We start from the raw sequence: 22,472 nt of genomic DNA on the forward strand, positions 1-22,472 counted from the left end.
CATGTTAGGTGGTATTAGCATTTGGCAATTACTTATCGTTTTAGCGATTGTTATTTTATTATTTGGCACAAAAAAACTGCGTTCGCTTGGTGGTGATTTAGGTAGTGCAATCAAGAGCTTCAAAGATTCTGTGCAAGATGGCAAAGATGATATCGATAAAGAAAAAAATGACGCTATCCAACATCATGATGCACATGATGACATTTCACAGAAAAGTGATAATAAAGATAAAACTTCTCACTAGTCTAAATCGGCACATTCGCCATGTTTGATATCGGATTCTGGGAAATCTTAGTCATTGCTCTGGTGGCATTGATTGTCGTCGGTCCTGAAAGACTGCCAAAACTGGTCAGAGTGACTGGCCTTTGGATAGGCAGGGCTCAAGCCTCATTACATGCCATAAAAACAGATATTTCCAGAGAGCTTCGAGCGCAGGAGTTAAAAGATGCGCTTAATAAAACTAATCAAACCATGTCTGATATGAATCAAACGATTCATATTGACGAAAGTCTGCAAGAGAATAAAAAAACCGCTCAAAAAGAAGAGACCGATAAAAAAGATGGATAATCACGATCAACAACCTTTGATATCCCATCTGGTTGAGCTAAGAGATCGTTTACTAAAGGGCGTGCTAGTCGTTTTAGTTATTGCTTTATGTTTACTGCCTTTTTCCAATAACCTTTATCACTTTTTGTCTGAACCTTTACTCGAGCAGCTACCAGAAACCAGTACCATGATAGCGACAGAAGTCGCCTCACCATTCTTAACGCCGTTTAAACTCACGTTGAGCACGGCCATACTGCTGGCTGTACCAGTATTGTTATACCAATTATGGGCTTTTGTCGCGCCGGGTTTATATGCACATGAGAAAAAGCTGGTGTTCCCATTATTATTTGCCAGCACGATTCTATTTTTCTTAGGTATTGTTTTTGCCTATTACGCCGTCTTCCCACTGATATTTGCCTTTTTGACTCAAGCCGCGCCTGAAGGGGTGGCGGTGATGACAGATATCAGCAGTTATCTGGATTTTGTTTTAAAACTGTTCTTTGCTTTTGGCTTGGCATTTGAAGTCCCTATTGCCACTGTGTTGCTCATATGGACACAAGCAACCACAGTGGAGTCATTAAAGCAAAAGAGGCCTTACATCATCGTAGGGGCTTTTGTGGTAGGTATGTTACTCACGCCGCCAGATGTCATTTCTCAAACCTTACTCGCTGTGCCTATTTGGTTATTATTTGAAATGGGGTTATTCAGTGCCCGTTTTTTACCTAAAAAACAGCAGCAACTTTAGTTCTTGTATCGCATCCGCGTGCCATGTTGTAAAGACAGCAACACTTCTTCTGCTTCTATCTGTTTAGGAAAATACACACCAGAAATCTTTGCACCATGAATACTGGCGCCTTCCATGCTGACACACTCAGTAAAATCGATACCCCTTAAGTCAGCCTGGCGAAAATAACTATTTGAAAAATCTAAGCCTTTCGCAAGTAGTCCGACCAGTGTCAAGTGTCTAAAATCACAGCCTCTTAAATCGACTTGCTCACCAGCAGCGACTCTCTGATTAAACTCCTGTACCTTACCGTCTCGAAGCAATTGATATAGCGGATTATCTGTAATGATTGGAGCAGCCATCGTTATTTTCTCCCTTATTAACGTTATTATTGTTTAGCGGCTAAATATTAAATAAGTTCATCATATTTATATACAACAGAAAATATTCGGATGTATTTCACAAATAGCTAAATCAGTATCACCCTTTATGCTATGTTAAATCCATAAATACAACAAAGGGCTCAGACAATGACAATCAACAAATACCTAATAGAAGAAATCGAAGTCTTACTTCAGTTCCCTCTGGATAGCACTCAGGCGGGTATTAAAGTCCATCATAACGCCAGACAGGAAATGATTGATGCCACTGAGAACCTATATAAAAAAGGACTTATCAGTCAACATGATGGTGGTTATCTGACCGATCTCGGTTATGAAGCGGCTGAACACTTACAGCACGCTTTACAAATTATGCGTTCTGAATCCGTTTAAAAAGTCTGAAACTATAGTCATATTGATTTTTTTCATCGGCTTGATGGTCTTCTGAACTCAGTAAAGTCCAGTCGGAACGATCCCATTCTGGAAACCGGGTATCTCCACCATCAATCGTGGTATGGACTTGAGTAATATAGAGTTTGTCGCATAGTGGGAAGCATTGTTTATATAACGATGCACCTCCCATTATCATCACTTCATCCACATCCTTACACTCTTCAAGAGCTTGCTCCACAGAGTGGACGACTTCACAGCCTTGTGCGATGTAGCCCTGTTGGGTCGTCACGACAATATTTCGCCTGCCTGGCAAAGGTCTACCGATAGATTCATGTGTATTTCTACCCATAATGATGGGTTTGCCCATTGTTGTTCGTTTAAAAAACTGTAAATCCGCTGATATTTTCCAAGGTAAATCATTATCTTTACCAATCACACCTTGCTCATCCATTGCCACAATCATTGCTATTTTCATTGACTCTCCGAAGACCTTTTTATTGCCCAATTAAGACTAAATTTTATCCATGATAACTGCTGTATAAGCTCCCTATAAGATCGATCACAAGCTGTGGATAACTTTTCCTGTGGATAACTCGTCTTTTTATCCACAAGATTTAGACTGCGCAGCTTTGTAGTTATTAACATGTCCTAACACAGATAAAATATTGATTTATATGTTGTAATAAGAACTATCCAACAATCCACAGGCATAAATCATTAACATCACTAAAAATATCTTTCTTTCTTTATGTTTAATTAATGACTTGCATACTTCACATTAGCGTACCGTGTCCTCTCAGACAATTGTTTGATTACACCTCTGACTTACCCATCACAGAATGGAAGATAGGAGCACGAGTAAAAATAAACTTTGCGAACCGACTATGTACTGGCATCGTTATGAAAATTAGCGAAGTCACTGAACAAACAGAAATTGCCAAGTTAAAACCCATTGAAGAAAAATTAGACAATGAGCCCCTCATTCCAAAAGAGTTAATGCAAACATTGTTATGGGTAAGCCGTTATTATCATCATCCTTTAGGAGAATGTTTCCAAACGGCTTTACCTAAACTCTTAAGAACAGGCAAACCTGCAGAAATCGAGACAGAAAATTGGTGGAGCAGAACTAACAAAACCGTAGAGAAAAAAATAGGGTCGAAACAACAGCAGTGCTTAGATTTACTTAATGATTATCCTGACGGCATCAGTCAATCCCAGCTAAAGCATTACCTTGGAAATATTAATACTTCTCTAAAATCGCTTGAAACAGCAGGTTTTATATCGCAACAACAGAAAGCAAAGTTACCGATAGCACAGAATGAACTTCATTTTGATTTAGAACTTAATGATCAACAACAAAACATTGTAGAAAACGTTTGGAAAAAAAAGGACCAATTTCAACCGTTTTTGCTAGAAGGAATAACAGGAAGTGGTAAGACGGAAGTCTATATTGAACTCACTGAAAGGGTGTTAAAGGACAATCAGCAAGTATTAATACTTATCCCAGAAATTGGTCTGACGAGTCAATTTGTTGATCGATTCAAGAAAAGATTGAATACAACCATTGTCATCTTAAACTCATCCGTGTCTGATAAAGAGAGAAAACAAGCCTGGCTATTAGCAAAAGCAGGATTAGCTCATGTCATTATTGGTACACGCTCTGCCGTTTTTACTCCTTTAAGCCAACCTGGCCTTATCATTATTGACGAAGAACATGACAGTTCTTACAAGCAACAAGATGGTTTGCGCTATCACGCCAGAAATGTCGCGTTGATTAGAGCTCAGAAGTACGATATTCCTATCGTCATGGGAAGTGCGACGCCTTCTCTGGAAAGTTTGTATCAAGTAAAAAAACAACGCTTTGAACTTCTGGAATTAACACAACGTGCAGGAAGTGCTCAATTACCCAAAGTACGTTTAGTTGATTGTAGTCAGGCTAATCCTGATCACGGTTTTAGTGACATCCTACTTAAGGCAATAAAAAAACATCTTGATGCGGGCAATCAAGTCATTTTGTTTATTAATCGGCGTGGTTATGCTCCCGTTTTGATGTGTCACGACTGTGGCTGGCAAGCAAAATGTAAACACTGTGATGCAAGAATGGTGGTTCATCAACATCGTCATATTCTGTTTTGTCATCACTGTGGCTATATTCAGCGTTTAGTTGATGAATGTCCTGAATGTGAATCCAGCTCTCTTAAAAGTTATGGAGCTGGTACAGAAAAAATAGAGCAGCATTTACAACAACTTTTTCCCAAAACGCCAGTGATTAGGGTAGATCGGGATACCACACAAAGAGTGAATGCTTTTTCTGACTTAGTCGCTGATATCAAACAGGGAGAAGCACGAATTTTAGTGGGCACGCAAATGCTGGCAAAAGGTCATGACTTCCATGATGTGACTTTAGTGGGGGTGCTTGATACGGATCAAGGCCTATATAGTGCAGACTTCAGAGCCACAGAAAATCTGGCACAAATGATTACTCAAGTCACAGGAAGGGCTGGAAGAGGAGAAAAGTCTGGTGAAGTTATTATTCAGACTGAACAGCCCGCACATAATTTCTGGAAAACCTTGATCACCAACGGATACAAAAAAACGGCAGAAAGTCTATTACAAGAACGAATAGAAATGGCATTACCTCCAGCGTCAAACTGGGCGGTCATTCGAGCTGAGTCTGCTGATAGAGAAGAAGCCACCGCTTTTTTAGAAGCATTCAGCGCACAGTGTCATCAACAACTCGCTGAGGATGTCCTCATTTTAGGTCCTGTCCCTGCCATTATGGAAAAAAAGGGAGGACGATTCAGAGCACAATTATTACTAAGTAGTGCACAACGTAAACCCTTACACCAATTGTTAGATCAACATATCAGTGTGATTTCAAGACATAAACTGGCGCGAAAGGTAAGGTGGTCTATTGATATCGATCCGGTCGATATTCTTTAAACAGTCATACAGCAGTCAAACTTGAGACAATCAAGGATGTAAACCGAGTGGATGATCGGGTAAAATGCGCGACACTATTCAAATTGCATTCAAGGTTCATTAACGTTGAAAAATCAACTGAAAAACCTGCTCGGTCAGGCTTTATCTACGTTTATTCAAAAACACGCTTTAGACATTGAGCTACCTGAGATACAGATAGAGCGAACTAAAGATAAATCTCATGGTGATTTTGCCGCCAATATCGCGATGATGCTGGCCAAACCAGCCAAAATGAATCCTCGTCAAATTGCCACCGAAATCGTTGAAGCATTGCCCGCGACAGAGTTTGTTTCCAAAATTGAGATTGCCGGCCCTGGATTTATCAATTTTTTCCTTTCTGCTGAAGCGAATCAGAAAGTCATCACAGATGTACTTGAGCAAGGTGAAAAGTTTGGTTTAAGCCAAGTTGGGCAGGGTAAGAAGGTACAGGTAGAGTACGTTTCCGCGAATCCAACTGGACCTTTGCATGTCGGGCATGGTCGTGGTGCTGCTTATGGCTCTGTTGTGAGTAGCCTGCTATCCGCGGTCGGTTTTGACGTTCACCGCGAATATTATGTGAATGATGCCGGCAGACAAATGGATATACTGGCTACCAGTGTCTGGCTGCGTTATTTGGATGAATCTGGTGAAGTGTTTACTTTCCCGAGTAATGGTTACCAAGGCGAATATGTAAGAAATATTGCAGGTGAGTTAAAAACTGAGTTCGGTAACCAGTTTTTACTTTCGGCCAGTCAGGTTTTTGAAGATATCCCTGCGGATGAGCCTGATGGTGGCGACAAAGAAATGCATATTGATGCATTGACCAATAAAGCGAAAAGCTTATTAGGCGAAGCCAATTATCGGATTATTTTTGATAAAGGTCTCAATGCCATCCTGAATGACATTCGTGATGACTTAGCTGAGTTTGGTACAGAGTATGACGAATGGTTTTCCGAACGTTCCCTCGTTGAGTCAGGCGATGTAGACAAAGCGGTTGAAGTGCTCAAAGCTGCTGGTCACTTGTACCAGGACAAAGGGGCATGGTGGTTTAAATCCACGGCATTTGGTGATGAAAAAGATCGTGTTGTTGTGCGTGACAATGGCCAAGCTACCTATTTTGCTTCTGATATTGCTTACCACCTCAACAAATACCAACGTGGTTTTGATCGCATTATTGATATCTGGGGTGCTGATCACCATGGGTACATCCCACGCGTTAAAGCGGCTGTCGAGTCAATGCAACTTGATGCAGACAAATTAAATGTCTTACTAGTGCAGTTTGCGGTTTTATACCGGGGAACTGAAAAAGTAGGTATGTCTACCCGAAGCGGTGAGTTTGTAACGTTGCGTGAATTACGTAACGAAGTGGGTAAAGACGCAGCGCGTTTCTTTTATGTGATGCGTGGCGCTGATCAGCATATGGATTTTGATCTGGAGCTCGCAAAATCTCAAAGCAATGATAACCCCGTGTATTACGTACAGTATGCTCATGCTCGTGTGTGTAGTGTTTTCAGACAGCTGGCTGAGCGCGGACAAGACTGGAATCCAGATAGTGCAAAACAGTACCTGAACAAACTGACAGAACCTCAGGAAGAGACATTAATGACGATGCTGTCACGTTATTCAGAAATTCTGGAAACAGCAGCATTAAATCATACCCCTCATTTGTTGGCTCACTATCTAACTGATTTGGCTAGAGATTTCCATGCTTATTACAACGCACATCAATTTATTGTGGATGATGTGGAGTTAAGTCAGGCACGTTTATTACTGGTCTCAGCAGTCAGACAAGTCATTAATAATGCCTTATCTGTGATGGGTGTTTCAGCGCCTGAGTCGATGTAAGAGGTTGAGCTTTGGCGGCAAAAAGAAATACACGTAACGAGCCATCATCCCGTTCCCTACCATGGGGTCCGATGTTGTTGAGCTTTGCTGTTGGTGCTTTTGTGATGTTTTTACTGCATCTTAAAGATAATGTTCCAGCCGATAAGTCTGGTAGTGTAAAAACAACGGAGTCTAAACAGCAGAAAAAGCCTGAAAAGAAGGAAGGGGTGGAACCCACATTTGATTTTTATACCTTACTCCCTGAGATGGAAGTGATGGTGGATAAGAAAAATAAAGGGTCACAACCGATCGTCACTTCGCCTTCTGATGATTCAGATGCGGCTGAGGCCACAAATAGTACAGAAGCGGAAACGTCAGCTGAAACTGATGTCAGCTATATGATACAAGTTGGTTCCTTCAAGCGGGCTGCGGATGCGGACGGTTTTCGCGCGAAGTTAGCCTTATTAGGTATTGAGTCTAAAGTTCAGAGCGTTACTATAGACAATAAAGAAACCTGGCATCGAGTTCAGGTGGGTCCTATTGCTGGTCGCAGCAAGGCAGATGCTTTGCAAAAGCAATTACGTGAAAATAATATCGACTCGCTACTGTTACGGGCCAAACACAATTGATAATAGAAAGTTGAATAAATTCGTGACTGTCATGGTCCAGGCTGTTTATTATCAAGCGCTACTGATTTCAGTTTTGTAATTTGAGTAATTGAGGACACCGACATGACGGACAATACAGAAACTCACATCTTTGAAGATGTAGTCAGTCCTTTTTGTGGTATTGCTTCTGATGATTTGGTCATCGAAGTCAAGGGTAATACCATCACGGTGAAAGAGAATGGCGATGCGGTCACCAAACCTGGTTTTGAGACACCGATAACTGATCTTTCACCACGGATAAAAGGTCAGGATGTTTCATTTGAACAAGCAGTCAATCACATTGCAGGTTTGCTGAAATCAAGCAAACAACCTCTAATAGGTGGAATGGCGACTGATTTAAATGGTGCCAGGGCGGCAATGTCACTCGCCGATATGACGCGAGCTACGGTTGATAGTTTTTATTCTGATAACGCTTTCAAAAATATTCTGGTACTACAAGACACTGGTTACATGACAACCACACTGACTGAGGTCAGAAATCGTGTTGATTTGTTGATTGTTGTCGGTAGTGATATCGAAAAAGGCTTTCCTCGGTTTTATGAGCGCATGATCTGGCCACAAGAAAGTATGTTTGGTCAGGATATTGAGTCAAGGGAAGTTATTTATCTCGGTAAATCACCTTCTGGTGACGCTTCCACCTCTCCTGCAGGTAGAAAAGCCAGTGTATTACCGTGTGATATTGATGATTTGCCAGAAGTCATTTCTGTATTAAGGGCCTTAGTCAAAGGCAAAACAATTCAGTCAGAATCTGTGGGGGGGATAGCCACTTCCGAACTTGCTGAGCTGGCAGAAAAAATTAATACTGCAAAATACTCTGTACTTACTTGGTCTGGCTCTGAAATGAGTATGGAGCATGCTGAAGCAAGCATTCAAAACCTGTGTGAAATGATCAAAGAGGTCAATGAAACCACGCGCTGTAATGGATTAATGTTGGGTGGTAAAGATGGTGATACCACAGTGAATGCCGTGTCATCCTGGCAAGCCGGCTATCCGATGCGAACCAGCTTCAGCAGAAATATGCCTGATTACGATCCCTTCCTGAACCGTGGGCAACGTATGCTGGATGAGGGAGAAGTGGACTGTCTGCTTTGGATTTCCAGTTTCAACACGAAGTTAACGCCACCAAAAACTGACGCAGCAACAGTTGTTTTAGGCCGCTCTGGAATGACGTTTGAGAGTGAACCGGAAGTCTTTATCCCGGTGGGGGTTCCCGGTATCGACCATGTAGGACGAACATTCCGTTGTGATAGCTCAGTATCACTTCCACTTACAAAATTACGTGACAGTGGTTTACCCAGCACACATGAGGTATTAGCGGCTGTTGAGAAAGCCCTGTAAACGGAGAAAAAATATGCTGACAAAATTAACAGGTGGACGCATTTTTGACCCAGAACATGGGCAAAATGATGTAGTGAGAGATATTTATATCCGCGATGGTCGCATAGTAGACGCACCAGCGGATGGAAAAGTCGACGAAGAAATTGATGTCCGTGGCAAAGTCGTTATGTCTGGCGCGATCGACATGCACACCCACATTGGTGGCGGTAAAGTCAATATTGCCCGTACTATGCTACCGGAAGATCATGCCGAATCGTTAATTGAACGTACAGAACTCATGCGAAGCGGTAGCGGTCATGCTGCACCAAGTACGCTAACAACAGGTTATCGTTACGCTGAAATGGGCTACACAGCCGGATTTGAACCTGCGGTGATGCCAGTTAATGCGCGTCAGGCACATATGGAAATGCATGACACACCGATTATCGATAAAGGTGGTTATGCCATGTTGGGAAGCGATGACTTCCTATTACGCATGATGGCGGCCAATGAAGATCAGGAAGCCATTAATAACTATGTGGCCTGGACATTAACACACAGTCAGGCTATTGGTTTGAAAGTGGTTAATCCCGGTGGTATTAATGCATTTAAATTTAACCAACGTAAGTTGGATCTGGATGAGAAAAACAGTTTTTATAACGTTTCTCCACGTGAGATTTTGCAGCGTTTATCTCGTGCGGTGACTGAACTGGGTGTGCCACATCCTTTACATGTTCATGGTTGTAATCTAGGTGTACCAGGTAACAAAGATACGACACTCGATACGATTCAAGGTATTGAAGGCTTGCCGATGCATTTAACCCATATTCAGTTCCATAGTTATGGCACTGAAGGTGACTTTAAATTCTCATCAGGTGCAGCTGAGATCGCTGAATCTATCAATAGAAACAAAAATATCACCGTTGACGTTGGTCAGATTCTGTTTGGTCAGACAGTGACCGCCTCTGGCGATAATATGCGTCAGTTTGATGGCAGCAAACATGCCCATCCTAATAAATGGGTGTGTATGGATATCGAATGTGATGGTGGTTGTGGTGTTGTCCCATTCAAATACAAAGATCAAAGCTTTGTAAATGCCTTGCAATGGATGATCGGTCTGGAAACCTTCCTGATGGTGGATGATCCATGGCGTATCTTCCTGACCACAGATCACCCCAATGGCGCACCGTTTACCAGCTACCCACATTTAATTAAGTTATTGATGGATAAGTCTTTCCGTAACGATATGCTGTCTACGCTGCATCCAGAAGCACAAAATGCCACACATCTAGCCTCATTGGATCGTGAATACAGTCTTTATGATATTGCTATCATGACGCGTGCTGGTGCAGCAAAACTGGTTGGACTGGCTGACCGTGGTCATTTAGGTGTCGGTGCTGCTGCAGATATTACGGTGTATACCGATCATGCTGATCGTGAAAAAATGTTCACCTCACCTGATTATGTGTTTAAAGATGGCAATATTGTTGTGAAAAACGGCGAGCTGGTGAAAGTCACTTGGGGAACGACTCATGTGGTCAAACCTGAGTATGACAAAGGTATTGAAAAACCTTTAAAAGAATACTTCGATAAATATCACACGATGACGATGGGTAACTTTAAAATCAGTGATGACGAAATTGTTGATGATGGCCGTGGCAGCTTGACCGTACAGCCGTTGAAAAAGGGAGGCAAGTTATGATTATCAACGGCGTCACAATAGATGAGACGTTTGCTGAAGCTTTTCCAATGAAAGGCACACGGCTGATTATTACAGCATTAAATGCCAAATGGGCCATGATTTCAGCACAAGCATTCACCGGTTTTGCGACTTCTGTTATCGCCTGTGGTTGTGAAGCAGGTATTGAGCGCGAACTGGATCCGAGTGAAACACCGGATGGTCGTCCAGGTGTCTCAGTACTTATCTTTGCAATGGGTGGTAAAGGTCTGGCGAAACAAGTAGAAACGCGTGCTGGCCAATGTATTTTAACGTCACCTACATCAGCCTTGTTTTCTGGACTGGATAACAGCGAAAAAGAAATCGCTCTAGGTCAGAACTTGCGTTATTTCGGTGACGGTTTCCAGATTTCGAAAATGATTGATGGTAAACGTTACTGGCGTATTCCTGTCATGGATGGTGAGTTTTTAACACAGGAAAAGACCGGTGTTCATGACTCTGTCGGCGGTGGTAACTTCCTGGTCTTAGCTGAATCACAAGCGCAAGCATTAGCGGCGTGTGAAGCGGCGATTGAAGAAATGAGAAAAATTCCAAACGTCATCATGCCTTTCCCGGGCGGGGTTGTAAGGTCAGGTTCTAAAGTGGGCTCCAAGTTTAAAGCGCTGAATGCGTCTACCAATGATGCTTTCTGTCCGACCTTAAAAGGTCAGACTAAGAGTGATTTATCACCAGAAGTTGAATCGGTCATGGAAATTGTAATTGACGGTTTGACCAAAGAAGATATTGATAAAGCAATGCGTGTGGGTATACAGGCGGTCTGTGATTTAGGTGCTGAAAATGGTATTCGTCGTATCAGCGCGGGTAACTATGGCGGTAAATTAGGTCCATACCACTTCCACTTACAGGAGATCATGGCATGAGTGCATTAACATTCACGTTAAAAACATCACCTGCACAGCGGGTGGATTGTTCACCATTAACAGCCGACAAATTGGCTGATAAAACAACGGCGGAAATTGCAGCAACCACCCTAGTGGTTGGTAACCAAGCTGTACGTACGGATGAGATTTTTGATCTTCAGGGTGATGATGTTGCGAACATTCATTTCGCTAAAGCCTCAGATAAACTGGATCATATCGGTCATGCAATGACCACCGGTAAGATAACTGTGGATGGAAATGCAGGCGCTTATCTTGGACAGTTTATGGAAACTGGCGATATCACCGTTAATGGTAATACCGGCATTTACACTGCCTGTGAAATGAAAGGCGGTACCATTAAGGTTAATGGTAATGCCGGTGATTTCCTGGGTGGTGCCCGTATTGGTTATAAGAATGGTATGACGGGTGGTACTGTGATTGTCACTGGTAATACGGGTGCAAGAACAGGTGATCACATGCGTCGCGGTTATATCTTTATTGAAGGTGATGCCGGTGATTACTGCGGCTCAAGAATGGTGTCAGGGACGATTGCCGTATTAGGTAACGTGGGTAAACATTTTGGTTACGCGATGAAACGTGGCACCTTATTACTGACCTCAGCACCGAAACAAGGTATATCTGCTAACTTTAATGATTGTGGTTCACATACATTAGCGTTTTTGCCGCTGATGTTTGCGTCATTTAAAAAGTTTAATACCAAGTTTGCCGAGATTGAACCTTTTTCACGTGTTCAACGCTATGCTGGCGATGTTTCCGGCATAGGCATGGGTGAGATTTTAATTAAGATTTAAACCAGAAAAACCCGGCTTCTAGCCGGGTTTCTTTTCTCTCCGTGTTAGAAATGATGATAGCTTTAATGTGTTAATGACGGGGATGTCTTTATGTCTGATATCGGACAATCAGTTAATCAATTCATTGTTGAAACGCAACGTGCTCACCCATCAGCGACAGGTGATTTAACAGGACTGTTGAATGATGTCATTAGTGCCTGTAAAAAAATCGCAAACCTGGTCAATCGAAGTAGTATTTTAGGTCTGGAAGGCTACGCTAACAGCAATAATGTGCAGGGCGAGCATCAGAAAAAACTCGATATTCTGACCAATGATGTCATGGTGGAGCACTTAAACTGGACCGGTCATCTGGCGGCGATGGTGTCAGAAGAAATCGATGACATTATCACTATTTCTGATGATTACCCAAAAGGTAAGTACTTACTTTGTTTTGACCCATTAGATGGATCGAGCAATATCGATATCAATCTGAGCGTAGGTACCATCTTTTCCGTATTACGCTGTCCTGAAGGCATTGAAAATCCCAGTCACGAACATTTTTTACAAAAAGGCAAAGAGCAAGTCTGCGCCGGTTTTTGTGTGTATGGTCCCAGCACTATGCTCATTCTTACCACTGGTTTTGGTGTAAATGGCTTTACCTTGGATAGAGAAGTGGGTGAGTTTATTTTGACTCATCCGGATATGCAGATCCCAGAGGACACGTCTGAGTTTGCAATTAATATGTCGAACCAGCGTTATTGGGAACCACCCGTTAAGCGCTATATTGATGAATGTATTCAAGGTGTAGATGGTGTGCGTGAGAAGAATTTCAATATGCGCTGGAATGCTTCCATGGTCGCCGAGGTCTATCGCATTTTGACACGTGGAGGGATTTTTATGTATCCACTCGATAGTCGTATCGCACAGCAAGGTGGGAAGTTACGACTGCTGTATGAAGCCAACCCGATGAGTTTTATCATTGAGCAAGCAGGAGGGGCTAGTAGTACGGGTAGAGAACGTATTCTGTCTCTACAACCCGAATCTATTCATCAGCGTGTACCCGTTATTCTGGGCTCAAAACATGAGGTAGAAAGACTGGAGTCTTATCATCTTTGAGTTGTCCATCCCAAAAGGATTTTGGAGGTTAAGGATGTTACGTGTTTTATTGTTACTAATTCTGGGCATCAGCATGGTTGCTCAGGCAGATATTTATAAATGTGCTGAAAAAGGCCAGGTGCATTTTCAGGATAAACCTTGCCTGTCACAGTCTGAAAAGGTTGACATAAAACTTCATCAGCCTTCTAAAGACGATATTGATCAACAAAAGCAACGCACGGCCGCTTACAAAGAAGATGCGCGAATTAAAGAAATTTTAACGCTCAAGAAAAAGAATATAGCGCTACAACGCCAAATTGATGACTTGGCGGTAGAAAATAAGGCGAAATATGAGGCCTTGCAGCAGCAGACTTATGATGTGGGTAATGGCATGGTTGCCACACGTGATCCCACAGTATTAGAAAATATGCGAGTAGTGCTGCAACAGCATTTACAAGAAATAAAACACTTACAGCAGGAAATAGAAAACAATAAAAACCATATACAAACGCTATCTGCTCAACGATGATAGTCATATGAGAGGGGAGTGCGATGAAGAAAGTATTACTGTTACTCACTCATAGTGTCATGCTGGTAATGGGGTTTGCCTTGGGCATTTATGCATTACCTATTCTCACGCAGCCAGATAAACCTTCGATGGTTGAGATTGGTCAAGTGGCCACCTCAGCACTATTCACCGGCGACTTTGAACGTGATCTTGAGGGGAGTGATGTGCTGCATTATGGTAGCGGCACGGTCTACATCAGTGCTGACAAGATCGCCTTTGATGGACAGATTACACCTGGTCCAGATTACAAGTTGTATTTATCTCCTCTGTTTGTTGAAACGAAACAAGCGTTTCTAGCCAATAAAGATAAGATGATAAAAGTAGGTGATGTCAGAACCTTTAATGGTTTTATGCTGGATATGCCTGAGGGTATTAGTCCGACTGATTATCAGGCTGTAGTGATTTGGTGTGAATCATTTAATATTTTCATTACAGCCGCCAAATATCATTAATGATGTTAAGACAAACTAAGTTTAAAAAGGTAATAAGGTAGTGATGACATATATGTTCCGCGTCCTGAGTTTTTTTGTCGTTTTGTTGCTCATCTGCAGCGCCGCATCAGCAAAGAATAAATCCGGTTTCAGATTAGAGAATTTTGACTATCCTTATCCAGTCCAGTTTATGTCTCTTTCCAGCCAGAAAAAGCAGCTTGAAATGGCATATATGGATGTAAAACCGACTACTGAAGCGAACGGGAAAACCGTCGTTCTGTTACATGGTAAAAACTTCTGTGCAGCCACATGGGGGGAGACTATCCGCGCGCTGTCAGCTGCCGGATATCGTGTTGTGGCAATCGACCAGATAGGCTTTTGCAAATCATCCAAGCCTATTGATTATCAGTACAGCTTTCATCAACTGGCAACCAATAGCAGAAGCCTGTTAAACCAGTTAAAAATTGATAAAGCAGTGGTGGTCGGACATTCAATGGGTGGAATGCTAGCCACACGTTATGCCCTATTGTATCCGGATAATGTTGATGCTTTATTTCTAGTAAACCCCATTGGGCTCGAAGATTGGTTAGCGAAAGGTGTGCCTTATGTGTCGATTAAAGACTGGTATAAAAACCAGTTAGGTCTGACCGCTAAAAAAGCCAGAAACTATCAGCAAAACACCTATTATGCAGGTCAGTGGCGTGATGATTATCAACACTGGATCGATATGTTGATGATGCCATACAAAGCAGATAAGGAAGATTCAGCCTGGTTGTCGGCTATTCACTACGACATGATTCTAACGCAACCTGTAGTGCATGAATTTGATCAGCTTTCGGTGCCGACCTGGTTATTTATTGGCGAAAAAGACAATACCGCGATTGGTAAAGCTTTCGTCTCTGATGAGGTGAAAAAACGACTGGGTAATTACCCAGTGTTAGCGAGAAAAACAGCAAAAGCGATTCCAGGATCACATTTAGTGTTATTCGATGACTTGGGGCATTCTCCTCAAATTCAAGATCCTGAACGTTTTCAACAGTCATTGATGAATGCATTAAACAATGTGTTTTCTAAATAAAGCGAGTGATTTATGCCAGTTCTATTATGGGTGTTATTTATTGTAGCGATTCTACCAATGTTATTGGCCATGTTAGGTGGCTATTGTCGATATAAACAGTTTGGCAAATTTGATAACCATTACCCACGTGCACAACAAGCACATATGACCGGGTTGGGGGCGCGGGTACTCGCCGCTCAACATAATGCTTGGGAGTCATTGATTTTATTTTCTGCTATGAGCTTGTTGGCCTATGCCTCAGGCCTGAACCTGGCAGATTTTAGTTACCCGGCGGGTTTGTTTTTGTTAAGCCGACTGTTCCATCCGTTGTTCTACATTCTCGATATGGATACATATCGTTCGTTAGTATTTTTGATTGGCTTTTTTAGTGCTGTATACATTGGAGTCAAAGCCTTACTGGCATTTTAGTTTTTTATAGTGTCTTAAGGGAAACAATAGCGCCTGTTTGTGTCCTACTGATATTGCCTCATCCATAATAATAATCAAAGGAGAGAGATATGCGTCTATTCGGGATGCTGTTTTTTTTAGTTATCAGCGCTGTGGCTTGTACTGGCACACCAAAAGGCGTGACAGCTGTAGATAATTTTGTTCTAAATCGCTATCTCGGAAATTGGTATGAAATAGCCAGATTAGATCATGGCTTTGAGCGGGGGTTAAGTAACGTCACGGCACAATATTCTCTAAAAGGAGATGGTGGTGTCAAAGTGATTAACCGTGGTTACTCAGCAGAAGAAAAAGAGTGGAAACAAGCAGAAGGTAAAGCCTACTTTGTTGATGGTCCTCATAAAGGTCATCTGAAAGTTTCATTTTTTGGTCCATTCTATGGAAGTTATGTCATCTTTGAACTAGATGATGATTATCGTTATGCCTTTGTTTCGGGTCCGAATCATGATTATTTATGGTTACTCTCACGAACACCTACAGTGTCTGATGAGGTAAAACAACACTTTATTAATAAAGCAAAAGCAGCTGGATTTGATACCGAAGAACTCTTGTTTGTTGAACAAAAAACGTTGAATTAAAGTACTCGCTAATGGCATGGTAGGACTTACAACTCAATGAGATAGCATCATGCCCGAAATTAACTTTGATCAGGTTTGGTTTAATTTATATCAAATCGGTATTGCTTTTATCCTAGCTCTACCTATCGCAATGAATAGAGAATATGTCGATACCGGAGGGGCCGGTTTAAGAACCTATCCTTTAGTGTCTATTGCTTGTTGTGCCTTTATGCTAGTCGCAATGGATGTCTATCAAGGAAGTGATGCGGAAGCACGAGTGATGTATGGCGTGATTACCGGTATGGGATTCATCGGTGGTGGTGCTATTGTTAAAGAGTCTGGTAGAGCGATGGGAACAGCCAATGCGGCTGGAATATGGTTAACAGGTGCAATAGGACTTTCAGTCGCTTACCGTAGGTATGAAATTGCTATTGTTCTGTCGCTGATAGGTTTTCTGATCTTTCAATTTGGTAGTTACCTGAAACGACGCCATGAATCATAAAAAGTGAGTGTGAGTTTATTCCGACCAGACTGCATATTCATTACCATTTGGATCTGTAAAATGAAAACGGCGTCCACCGGGGAATGAAAAAATGTCTTTAACAATTTCTCCACCAGCCGCTTTTACGTGTTCAAGGGTAGCCTCTAACGTTTCGCTATAAAGCACAATCAACACGCTACCAGCATCTTGAGTCGATGAAAGTGGCGTTCTATAAAATCCACCATCAATACCCGCGTCTTCGATGGCCATATAATCTGGACCATAATCGACAAATTTCCACCCGAACACATTACTAAAAAAAGCTTTGGTTTTGTCTAAATCCTGAGAGGGGATTTCAAGGTAGTTAATTTTTCCCGTTTGTTTCATTCTTTTCTCCGGCAGTATCGCTTAAGTTGAGACATTAACTGTAAATCTGTTTTATAGATGGAATAATACAGTTGTATGCAAATGTAATAAATTTGCTTTCTAATAAAAACAAAAGTTTGCATACGATATGTGTTTAAATGATAATAGTTATCATTAATATCTTTTACGGTTTCACCGCTGAACATGTCGAGTAATAAACAGATTGCTTTTAATCAGCTGAGTGATGAAAGCAGTTTCATCACCTCGTTGTATGAAAATCATCACTATTGGTTGACTGGATGGTTATGTAAAAAATTAGGCTGTTCACAAAATGCCAAAGATCTCACACAGGACACCTTTGTTAATGTTATCAGTAAGCAAAGAGATTTAACTCAAATCGAAGAACCTCGTCCTTGGTTGCTGACCATTGCCAAACGCTTATTAATTGATAAACGGCGCCGCTCTTTATTGGAACAAGCGTATTTAGAAGAGTTAAAAGTTAGCTTGGATGATGCTGAACCAATACCATCAGCAGAAGATGTTTATGTGGCGATCAATGCATTGGATAATATTTCTCAGGCGTTAGATAAGTTACCTATACATGTCAGACAAGCTTTTATTCTTCGGCATATTGATGGTTTAACCCAGTCTGCTATTGCCAAAAAACTGGGTGTATCCACAAGCATGGTGCAGAAGTATTTGATTCAAAGTTTAGTCGCCTGTCAGCAGGTGTTTGAAACAGAGTCGTATTAATGTCCACGAATTCATCAGTTGAAAGGACAGATTCGGAAAATATCTCTACTCAAGCTGCAGAGTGGCTTGTGTTAATGTCTGATGAAGAAAACCCACCGTCAGCAACACAAAAACAAGCCTTCTTTGACTGGAAAAACCGGGATCCGCGCCATGCCGATGCGGTGGATAAGTTAAACGCCATGTTGGGCAGTATTCAGCAATTCCCCCGGTCAGCATCGAAGGCGGCATTATCTGTCTCGGTCAATGACAGACATCATCAACATTCCTGGCAAACCCTGGCAAAAACATTTGTGCTGCTAATGGTCGTTTTTCTGCCAATACTTACTTGGTTGCCAAATAGCATTACACTGATGATGGCTGATAAAAAAACAGATGTGGGACAATGGCAATCCTTCACCCTGGCAGATAATTCAATTATTACACTGAGTAGTGATAGTGCTATTAATGTCGATTTTAATAACACTCAACGAACCATTCATCTGTTGAAAGGGGAAATACGAGTCAAGGTCAGTAAAAATCCGCAGCGACCGTTTGTGGTGAGAACAGAGCACGGTCGTCTCACCGCTCTGGGTACAGAGTTTAGTGTGGATAAGCGGGACGATTACAGTTTACTGAAAGTGATCGAATCTAGTGTAGCGGCGACCTGTCAGCGACAAGGGTGTGATGTTAAACCTCTTCACCCAGGCCAGCAGATTCGTGTTTATGAAGAACATCTGGGGAAGGTTACTGACTTTAGTGTCAGCGATGCCAGCTTGATGTGGGACAAACACCAGTTAATGGTGGATGGTATGCCGTTAGGGGATGTGCTTGCGATTCTGAGTCGTTTTCATAAAGGGTATATCTACTTTGATGATCAACCGTTAGATAATTATCATGTCTCAGCGGTACTGCCTCTAGATAAGCCGCTTGAGGCATTAGCCTTATTAGCAGATTCATTCCCAATAAAAGTCAGCACACTCACTCCGTGGTGGACAACGATTACTACGACATCAAAATAATAAAATGATGTTCTTGGTGGTGATTTCCTTATCTCATTCGTCAACGTTAATAAGACAAATGAAATAAGGGAGTCTCATGTTTATCAATCGTTTTCTTTCACCAGCACGGTTTCGCTATAGCCTGATGGTGTTTTTATTAAGCTGGCTTTCCATTGCTTCGGCAGTAGAGAGTGGCAAAAAGCCAATTGACATTGCTGCAGGTTTTTTATCAATCAGTCTCACTCAACTTGCCAGTCAGGCAGATATATCCATCGTGGTGAATACCGATCTGGTAAAAAATAAATCAGCAAAAGCAATTAAAGGTTTATACACGCCAGAGAATGCGTTAGCTACATTATTAAGCGGTCATAACCTTAAAGCAGAAAATACCGGGACAGGCTTTGTGATTAAAGCTGTAGCAAATGATGAAGTGGTATTAAATGCCATTGATATCAATGCAAAAGTAGTAAGAAAGTCATTACAAACGGAAAAGTACGCCGGTGGTCAGGTAGCCAAACAAGGTCGTGTCGGTATCTTAGGTAATCGCGATGTGATGGATACTCCGTTTAATATGACTAACTTCACCAGTGATTATATTGACGATATACAAGCAGAGACATTAGCCGATGTAGTGGCGACAGATCCTTCAATTAGAACAGCACATGTGAGTGGTGGCATGCTGGATTCTTTCCGTATTCGTGGGTTTACTATGAATGAAGGTAATTTAGGCGATATCGCCTTTGATGGTGTGTATGGTGTGGCTTCTAATTACCGGGTGTTGGCTGATTATGTCGACAGAGTCGAGGTTATAAAAGGCCCAGCGTCTATGATCTATGGCATCTCACCAAACAGTAGTGTTGGCGGCAGTATCAATATCGTGCCCAAACGTGCTCTGGATGAAGACTTAACACGACTTACCGCATCTTACGCTTCTGATAGTCAGTTAAAAGGCCATCTTGATCTGAGTCGACGTTTTGGTGATGACGAGCAATTTGGGGTCAGATTTAACGGTACTGTCAGTGATGGTGATACCGAACGTGAAAACCAATCACGCGAGGTCGAGTCATGGGCCTTAGCTCTGGATTATCAAGGCGAAAAACTGAGAGTGACAGCCGATCTAATTCATCAAAAAGAAGATCTCGATGCCCCATTGCGCCATCTCTGGTTAGCCAGTGGTGTGGATGTCCCATCGGCCCCGGATGGTGAACATAATATTACTCAGGACTGGGAATGGTCGAAGGTGGATGACAAATCATTACTGGTCAAAGCCGAATATGATATCCATGACCAATTAACCTTCTTTGCTGATATCGGTGGAGGCAGAACCCGTGTATCCAGATTATTTGGCTACCCTAGCATTACGAGTGCATCTGGTGATGTGACCGTTACACCAAGTAATGCGGATTTTAATGTGGATAGATATACCGTCAGTACCGGCCTGAGAGGCTGGTTTGACACGGGTATGATTAATCACAATATGACGCTGCAATTAACCGAGTATCGCGATCAGCTCGAAAAAGCGACGATCAATGCCAGTTCTTCCTATTTAAATAATCTGTATTCACCGACCGATCAGGCTGAGATTATAGTTGCTAATCCGCAGCATGCGCCCAGAGTCAGTGAGAGTCGGCTGCGGGGGATTGCCTTAGCAGATACTTTGTCTATTCTGGATGACAGAGTGCAACTGACATTGGGCGTCAGAAGGCAGCAGGTGGAATCAGACAGCTTTAATGCCAGCACAGGTGCCGTCACCACTCATTACAATGAAAGTGCCTTAACACCGATGGTCGGCATAGTATTTAAACCCTGGGAAAATGTATCGCTTTATGCCAACCGCAGTGAGGGCTTGAGCAAAGGCGATATTGCCCCGGACAGTTCAGCTAATGCTGGAGAAGTGTTTGAGCCTTACAAAACCAAGCAATACGAAGTAGGGGCTAAAGTTGATTTTGGTGAGTTTACATCGACAGTCAGCCTGTTTCAGATTGAAAAGCCCAGTTATCAAACAGTGAACAATATCTCGTCTGTTTCGGGTGAACAACGTAACCGAGGTATTGAAATGAATGTCTTCGGTCAATTAACGTCGGATATCCGTGTATTAGGTGGTTTCATGTTGCTGGATGCGGAATTAAATAAAACTAATAATCCTGCAACCAAAGGTAATACACCTGTCGGTGTAGCTGAGCGGCAGGCGAATATCAGTGCCGAATGGGATATGCCAATGGTGCCTGAGTTAATCTGGACGGCAAATCTGATATACACCGGCGAACAATACGTGAATCAGACCAATACTCAGAAGATACCCAGCTGGACCCGGCTCGATTTAGGCGCACGTTATGGTCTGTTGGTGGCCGGTAAAGATGTCACGATTCGTGCCGGTATTCATAATGTCTTTGACCGTGATTACTGGTCTGGTGTCGATACCTGGAGTGGTATGGCTTATGGTGCGCCACGTACATTCACAGTCTCCACTACCATCGACTTTTAAGACATGCCTCTCTTGTTGTTATGACAAGGGAGGTTTTCTCTATGTTGATGTCATAGGTTTTACACTGCAGAATGCTGCTCTGAAAATTTTTGATTGAAATAATAATGCGGATTGAAAAAGCAACAAAAACAGACTATCAAAAATTGATTGAAATATGGGAAAGCTCTGTTAGAGCAACTCATGACTTTCTGGCTGAGCAGGATCTTCAGGCATTGAAACCATTGATATTGGAAAACTATTTTGATGTGGTTGAGTTAAATATTGCTAAACGTGATGATGGTGAAATAGTCGGATTTTGTGGTGTGAGTGATGACAATATTGAAATGTTGTTCGTTTCACCAGAAGCAAGAGGACAGAGAGTTGGGGTAAGACTTGCTACTCACGCAATAAATGACCTCGGTGCAAATAAGGTCGATGTGAATGAACAAAACAGACAGGCATTAGGCTTTTATGAGCACATTGGTTTTGCCGTGGTTGGACGTTCAGCTGTTGATGGTCAGGGTAAACCTTATCCATTGCTGCATATGCAACTAGCAGAACGTTAACGCTGCTTATATTGAAAAATGAAGATTAAAACAATCACTGCCGATGAAACATTAAGCTTAAGAAGTGAAGTTCTGCGTTCTGGTAAACCGCTTGCTCAATGTGTGTTTGAGGGTGATAAGGCTGTCACTACCAGACATTTTGGTGCTGTGGATGAAAAAGGCACTATCGTAGGAGTTGTATCAGTTTATTTGAAGGATAATCCTTTGCTTAAGCAGACTAACACCTATCAAATAAGGGCGATGGCGACAGCGACAAATTATCGAGGTAAAGGGCTTGGAAAAGCACTATTGAGTGCTGCAGAAGACTATGCAGAATCGCAAGATGCAGAGCTAATCTGGGCTAATGCCAGAAGCACAGCAATGGGTTTCTATACAAACTCAGGTTATAAGCAGGCTTCCAAAGAGTTTATTATTCCAGAAATCGGCCCACACTTTTTAGTGACTAAAGTCTTGTAATAAACACATTGTTATTCGCTTTTTAGTTCTAATC

The 22,472-nt window shown here is 42.2% G+C and carries 26 protein-coding genes; 23 read left to right on the forward strand and 3 right to left on the reverse strand.

What is annotated here, in order from left to right:
- The first annotated feature begins 1 nt into the window (after position 1).
- The 3 genes from tatA to tatC are packed head-to-tail and all read left to right on the forward strand — an operon-like array spanning position 2 to position 1,291.
- Complete coding sequence (gene tatA / locus B3014_RS05875) at positions 2 to 244, forward strand: twin-arginine translocase TatA/TatE family subunit (RefSeq protein ID WP_286305956.1); 243 nt, start codon at positions 2 to 4, stop codon at positions 242 to 244.
- A gap of 20 nt (positions 245 to 264) precedes the next feature.
- Positions 265 to 567 (forward strand): Sec-independent protein translocase protein TatB, encoded by a 303-nt coding sequence (gene tatB, locus B3014_RS05880; protein WP_286305957.1) that lies wholly within the window; start codon positions 265 to 267, stop codon positions 565 to 567.
- Entirely contained in the window at positions 560 to 1,291 is a 732-nt protein-coding gene (gene tatC, locus B3014_RS05885) for a twin-arginine translocase subunit TatC (protein ID WP_289243589.1), read from the forward strand. The genes tatB and tatC overlap by 8 nt, the downstream gene beginning before the upstream one ends.
- Here tatC and B3014_RS05890 read toward each other — a convergent pair.
- Positions 1,288 to 1,632, reverse strand: a complete 345-nt coding sequence (locus B3014_RS05890) for a pentapeptide repeat-containing protein (protein WP_286305959.1) — start codon at positions 1,630 to 1,632, stop codon at positions 1,288 to 1,290. The genes tatC and B3014_RS05890 overlap by 4 nt on opposite strands.
- A gap of 168 nt (positions 1,633 to 1,800) precedes the next feature.
- On the opposite strand from B3014_RS05890, the gene B3014_RS05895 reads away from it, so the two are divergent.
- Complete coding sequence (locus B3014_RS05895; RefSeq protein WP_289243588.1) at positions 1,801 to 2,043, forward strand: TIGR02647 family protein; 243 nt, start codon at positions 1,801 to 1,803, stop codon at positions 2,041 to 2,043.
- Here the strand turns inward: B3014_RS05895 and folA are convergent.
- Positions 2,021 to 2,518 carry a type 3 dihydrofolate reductase gene (gene folA / locus B3014_RS05900; protein WP_289243587.1) on the reverse strand — a complete coding sequence of 166 codons (498 nt, stop codon included), beginning with the start codon at positions 2,516 to 2,518 and terminating at the stop codon, positions 2,021 to 2,023. The genes B3014_RS05895 and folA overlap by 23 nt on opposite strands.
- Before the next feature lie 284 nt (positions 2,519 to 2,802).
- Here folA and B3014_RS05905 point away from each other — a divergent pair, with 284 nt between their 5' ends.
- From B3014_RS05905 to B3014_RS05970, 14 genes are all read left to right on the forward strand, one after another.
- Complete coding sequence (locus B3014_RS05905) at positions 2,803 to 4,986, forward strand: primosomal protein N' (RefSeq protein WP_289243586.1); 2,184 nt, start codon at positions 2,803 to 2,805, stop codon at positions 4,984 to 4,986.
- Between the two features lie 105 nt (positions 4,987 to 5,091).
- A complete protein-coding gene (gene argS, locus B3014_RS05910) occupies positions 5,092 to 6,849 on the forward strand; it encodes an arginine--tRNA ligase (RefSeq protein ID WP_289243585.1) in 1,758 nt (585 codons plus the stop codon).
- A gap of 11 nt (positions 6,850 to 6,860) precedes the next feature.
- Positions 6,861 to 7,457 carry an SPOR domain-containing protein gene (locus tag B3014_RS05915; protein ID WP_286305965.1) on the forward strand — a complete coding sequence of 199 codons (597 nt, stop codon included), beginning with the start codon at positions 6,861 to 6,863 and terminating at the stop codon, positions 7,455 to 7,457.
- A gap of 102 nt (positions 7,458 to 7,559) precedes the next feature.
- Positions 7,560 to 8,834 (forward strand): formylmethanofuran dehydrogenase subunit B, encoded by a 1,275-nt coding sequence (locus B3014_RS05920; protein WP_289243584.1) that lies wholly within the window; start codon positions 7,560 to 7,562, stop codon positions 8,832 to 8,834.
- 13 nt (positions 8,835 to 8,847) lie between these two features.
- The gene (locus B3014_RS05925) at positions 8,848 to 10,515 is read left to right on the forward strand and encodes a formylmethanofuran dehydrogenase subunit A (protein WP_286305967.1); all 1,668 of its coding nucleotides are present in this window, start codon (positions 8,848 to 8,850) and stop codon (positions 10,513 to 10,515) included.
- Entirely contained in the window at positions 10,512 to 11,411 is a 900-nt protein-coding gene (fhcD, locus tag B3014_RS05930) for a formylmethanofuran--tetrahydromethanopterin N-formyltransferase (protein ID WP_007144228.1), read from the forward strand. Before B3014_RS05925 ends, fhcD begins: the two co-directional genes overlap by 4 nt.
- Positions 11,408 to 12,223 (forward strand): formylmethanofuran dehydrogenase subunit C, encoded by an 816-nt coding sequence (locus B3014_RS05935; RefSeq protein ID WP_289243583.1) that lies wholly within the window; start codon positions 11,408 to 11,410, stop codon positions 12,221 to 12,223. Before fhcD ends, B3014_RS05935 begins: the two co-directional genes overlap by 4 nt.
- Positions 12,224 to 12,313: 90 nt before the next feature.
- The gene (locus B3014_RS05940; RefSeq protein ID WP_286305969.1) at positions 12,314 to 13,318 is read left to right on the forward strand and encodes a class 1 fructose-bisphosphatase; all 1,005 of its coding nucleotides are present in this window, start codon (positions 12,314 to 12,316) and stop codon (positions 13,316 to 13,318) included.
- A 34-nt stretch (positions 13,319 to 13,352) separates the two neighbouring features.
- Positions 13,353 to 13,826: a DUF4124 domain-containing protein gene (locus B3014_RS05945; RefSeq protein ID WP_289243582.1), complete on the forward strand. Its 474-nt coding sequence runs from the start codon at positions 13,353 to 13,355 to the stop codon at positions 13,824 to 13,826.
- Between the two features lie 23 nt (positions 13,827 to 13,849).
- The gene (locus tag B3014_RS05950; RefSeq protein ID WP_286305971.1) at positions 13,850 to 14,317 is read left to right on the forward strand and encodes a DM13 domain-containing protein; all 468 of its coding nucleotides are present in this window, start codon (positions 13,850 to 13,852) and stop codon (positions 14,315 to 14,317) included.
- A gap of 52 nt (positions 14,318 to 14,369) precedes the next feature.
- On the forward strand, positions 14,370 to 15,374 hold the full coding sequence (locus B3014_RS05955; protein ID WP_289286927.1) for an alpha/beta fold hydrolase: 1,005 nt from the start codon (positions 14,370 to 14,372) through the stop codon (positions 15,372 to 15,374).
- A gap of 12 nt (positions 15,375 to 15,386) precedes the next feature.
- Entirely contained in the window at positions 15,387 to 15,782 is a 396-nt protein-coding gene (locus tag B3014_RS05960; RefSeq protein WP_286305973.1) for an MAPEG family protein, read from the forward strand.
- 89 nt (positions 15,783 to 15,871) lie between these two features.
- The gene (locus B3014_RS05965) at positions 15,872 to 16,396 is read left to right on the forward strand and encodes a lipocalin family protein (protein WP_289243580.1); all 525 of its coding nucleotides are present in this window, start codon (positions 15,872 to 15,874) and stop codon (positions 16,394 to 16,396) included.
- Between the two features lie 49 nt (positions 16,397 to 16,445).
- On the forward strand, positions 16,446 to 16,877 hold the full coding sequence (locus B3014_RS05970; protein ID WP_289243579.1) for an MgtC/SapB family protein: 432 nt from the start codon (positions 16,446 to 16,448) through the stop codon (positions 16,875 to 16,877).
- 15 nt (positions 16,878 to 16,892) lie between these two features.
- Here the strand turns inward: B3014_RS05970 and B3014_RS05975 are convergent, their stop codons facing one another.
- The gene (locus B3014_RS05975) at positions 16,893 to 17,243 is read right to left on the reverse strand and encodes a VOC family protein (protein ID WP_289243578.1); all 351 of its coding nucleotides are present in this window, start codon (positions 17,241 to 17,243) and stop codon (positions 16,893 to 16,895) included.
- 183 nt (positions 17,244 to 17,426) lie between these two features.
- Here B3014_RS05975 and B3014_RS05980 point away from each other — a divergent pair, with 183 nt between their 5' ends.
- The 5 genes from B3014_RS05980 (at position 17,427) to B3014_RS06000 (ending at position 22,438) form a co-directional block, all read left to right on the forward strand.
- Positions 17,427 to 17,975 carry a sigma-70 family RNA polymerase sigma factor gene (locus B3014_RS05980; RefSeq protein ID WP_289243577.1) on the forward strand — a complete coding sequence of 183 codons (549 nt, stop codon included), beginning with the start codon at positions 17,427 to 17,429 and terminating at the stop codon, positions 17,973 to 17,975.
- Positions 17,975 to 18,973, forward strand: coding sequence for a FecR family protein (locus B3014_RS05985; RefSeq protein ID WP_289243576.1), 999 nt, complete (start codon positions 17,975 to 17,977; stop codon positions 18,971 to 18,973). The genes B3014_RS05980 and B3014_RS05985 overlap by 1 nt, the downstream gene beginning before the upstream one ends.
- Positions 18,974 to 19,049: 76 nt before the next feature.
- The gene (locus tag B3014_RS05990; RefSeq protein WP_289243575.1) at positions 19,050 to 21,437 is read left to right on the forward strand and encodes a TonB-dependent receptor; all 2,388 of its coding nucleotides are present in this window, start codon (positions 19,050 to 19,052) and stop codon (positions 21,435 to 21,437) included.
- 104 nt (positions 21,438 to 21,541) lie between these two features.
- Entirely contained in the window at positions 21,542 to 21,982 is a 441-nt protein-coding gene (locus B3014_RS05995; RefSeq protein ID WP_289243574.1) for an acetyltransferase, read from the forward strand.
- 18 nt (positions 21,983 to 22,000) lie between these two features.
- On the forward strand, positions 22,001 to 22,438 hold the full coding sequence (locus tag B3014_RS06000; RefSeq protein WP_289243573.1) for a GNAT family N-acetyltransferase: 438 nt from the start codon (positions 22,001 to 22,003) through the stop codon (positions 22,436 to 22,438).
- Positions 22,439 to 22,472: the final 34 nt, after the last annotated feature.

Source organism: Methylophaga sp. UBA678, assembly GCF_002299105.1.
GTDB lineage: Bacteria > Pseudomonadota > Gammaproteobacteria > Nitrosococcales > Methylophagaceae > Methylophaga > Methylophaga marina.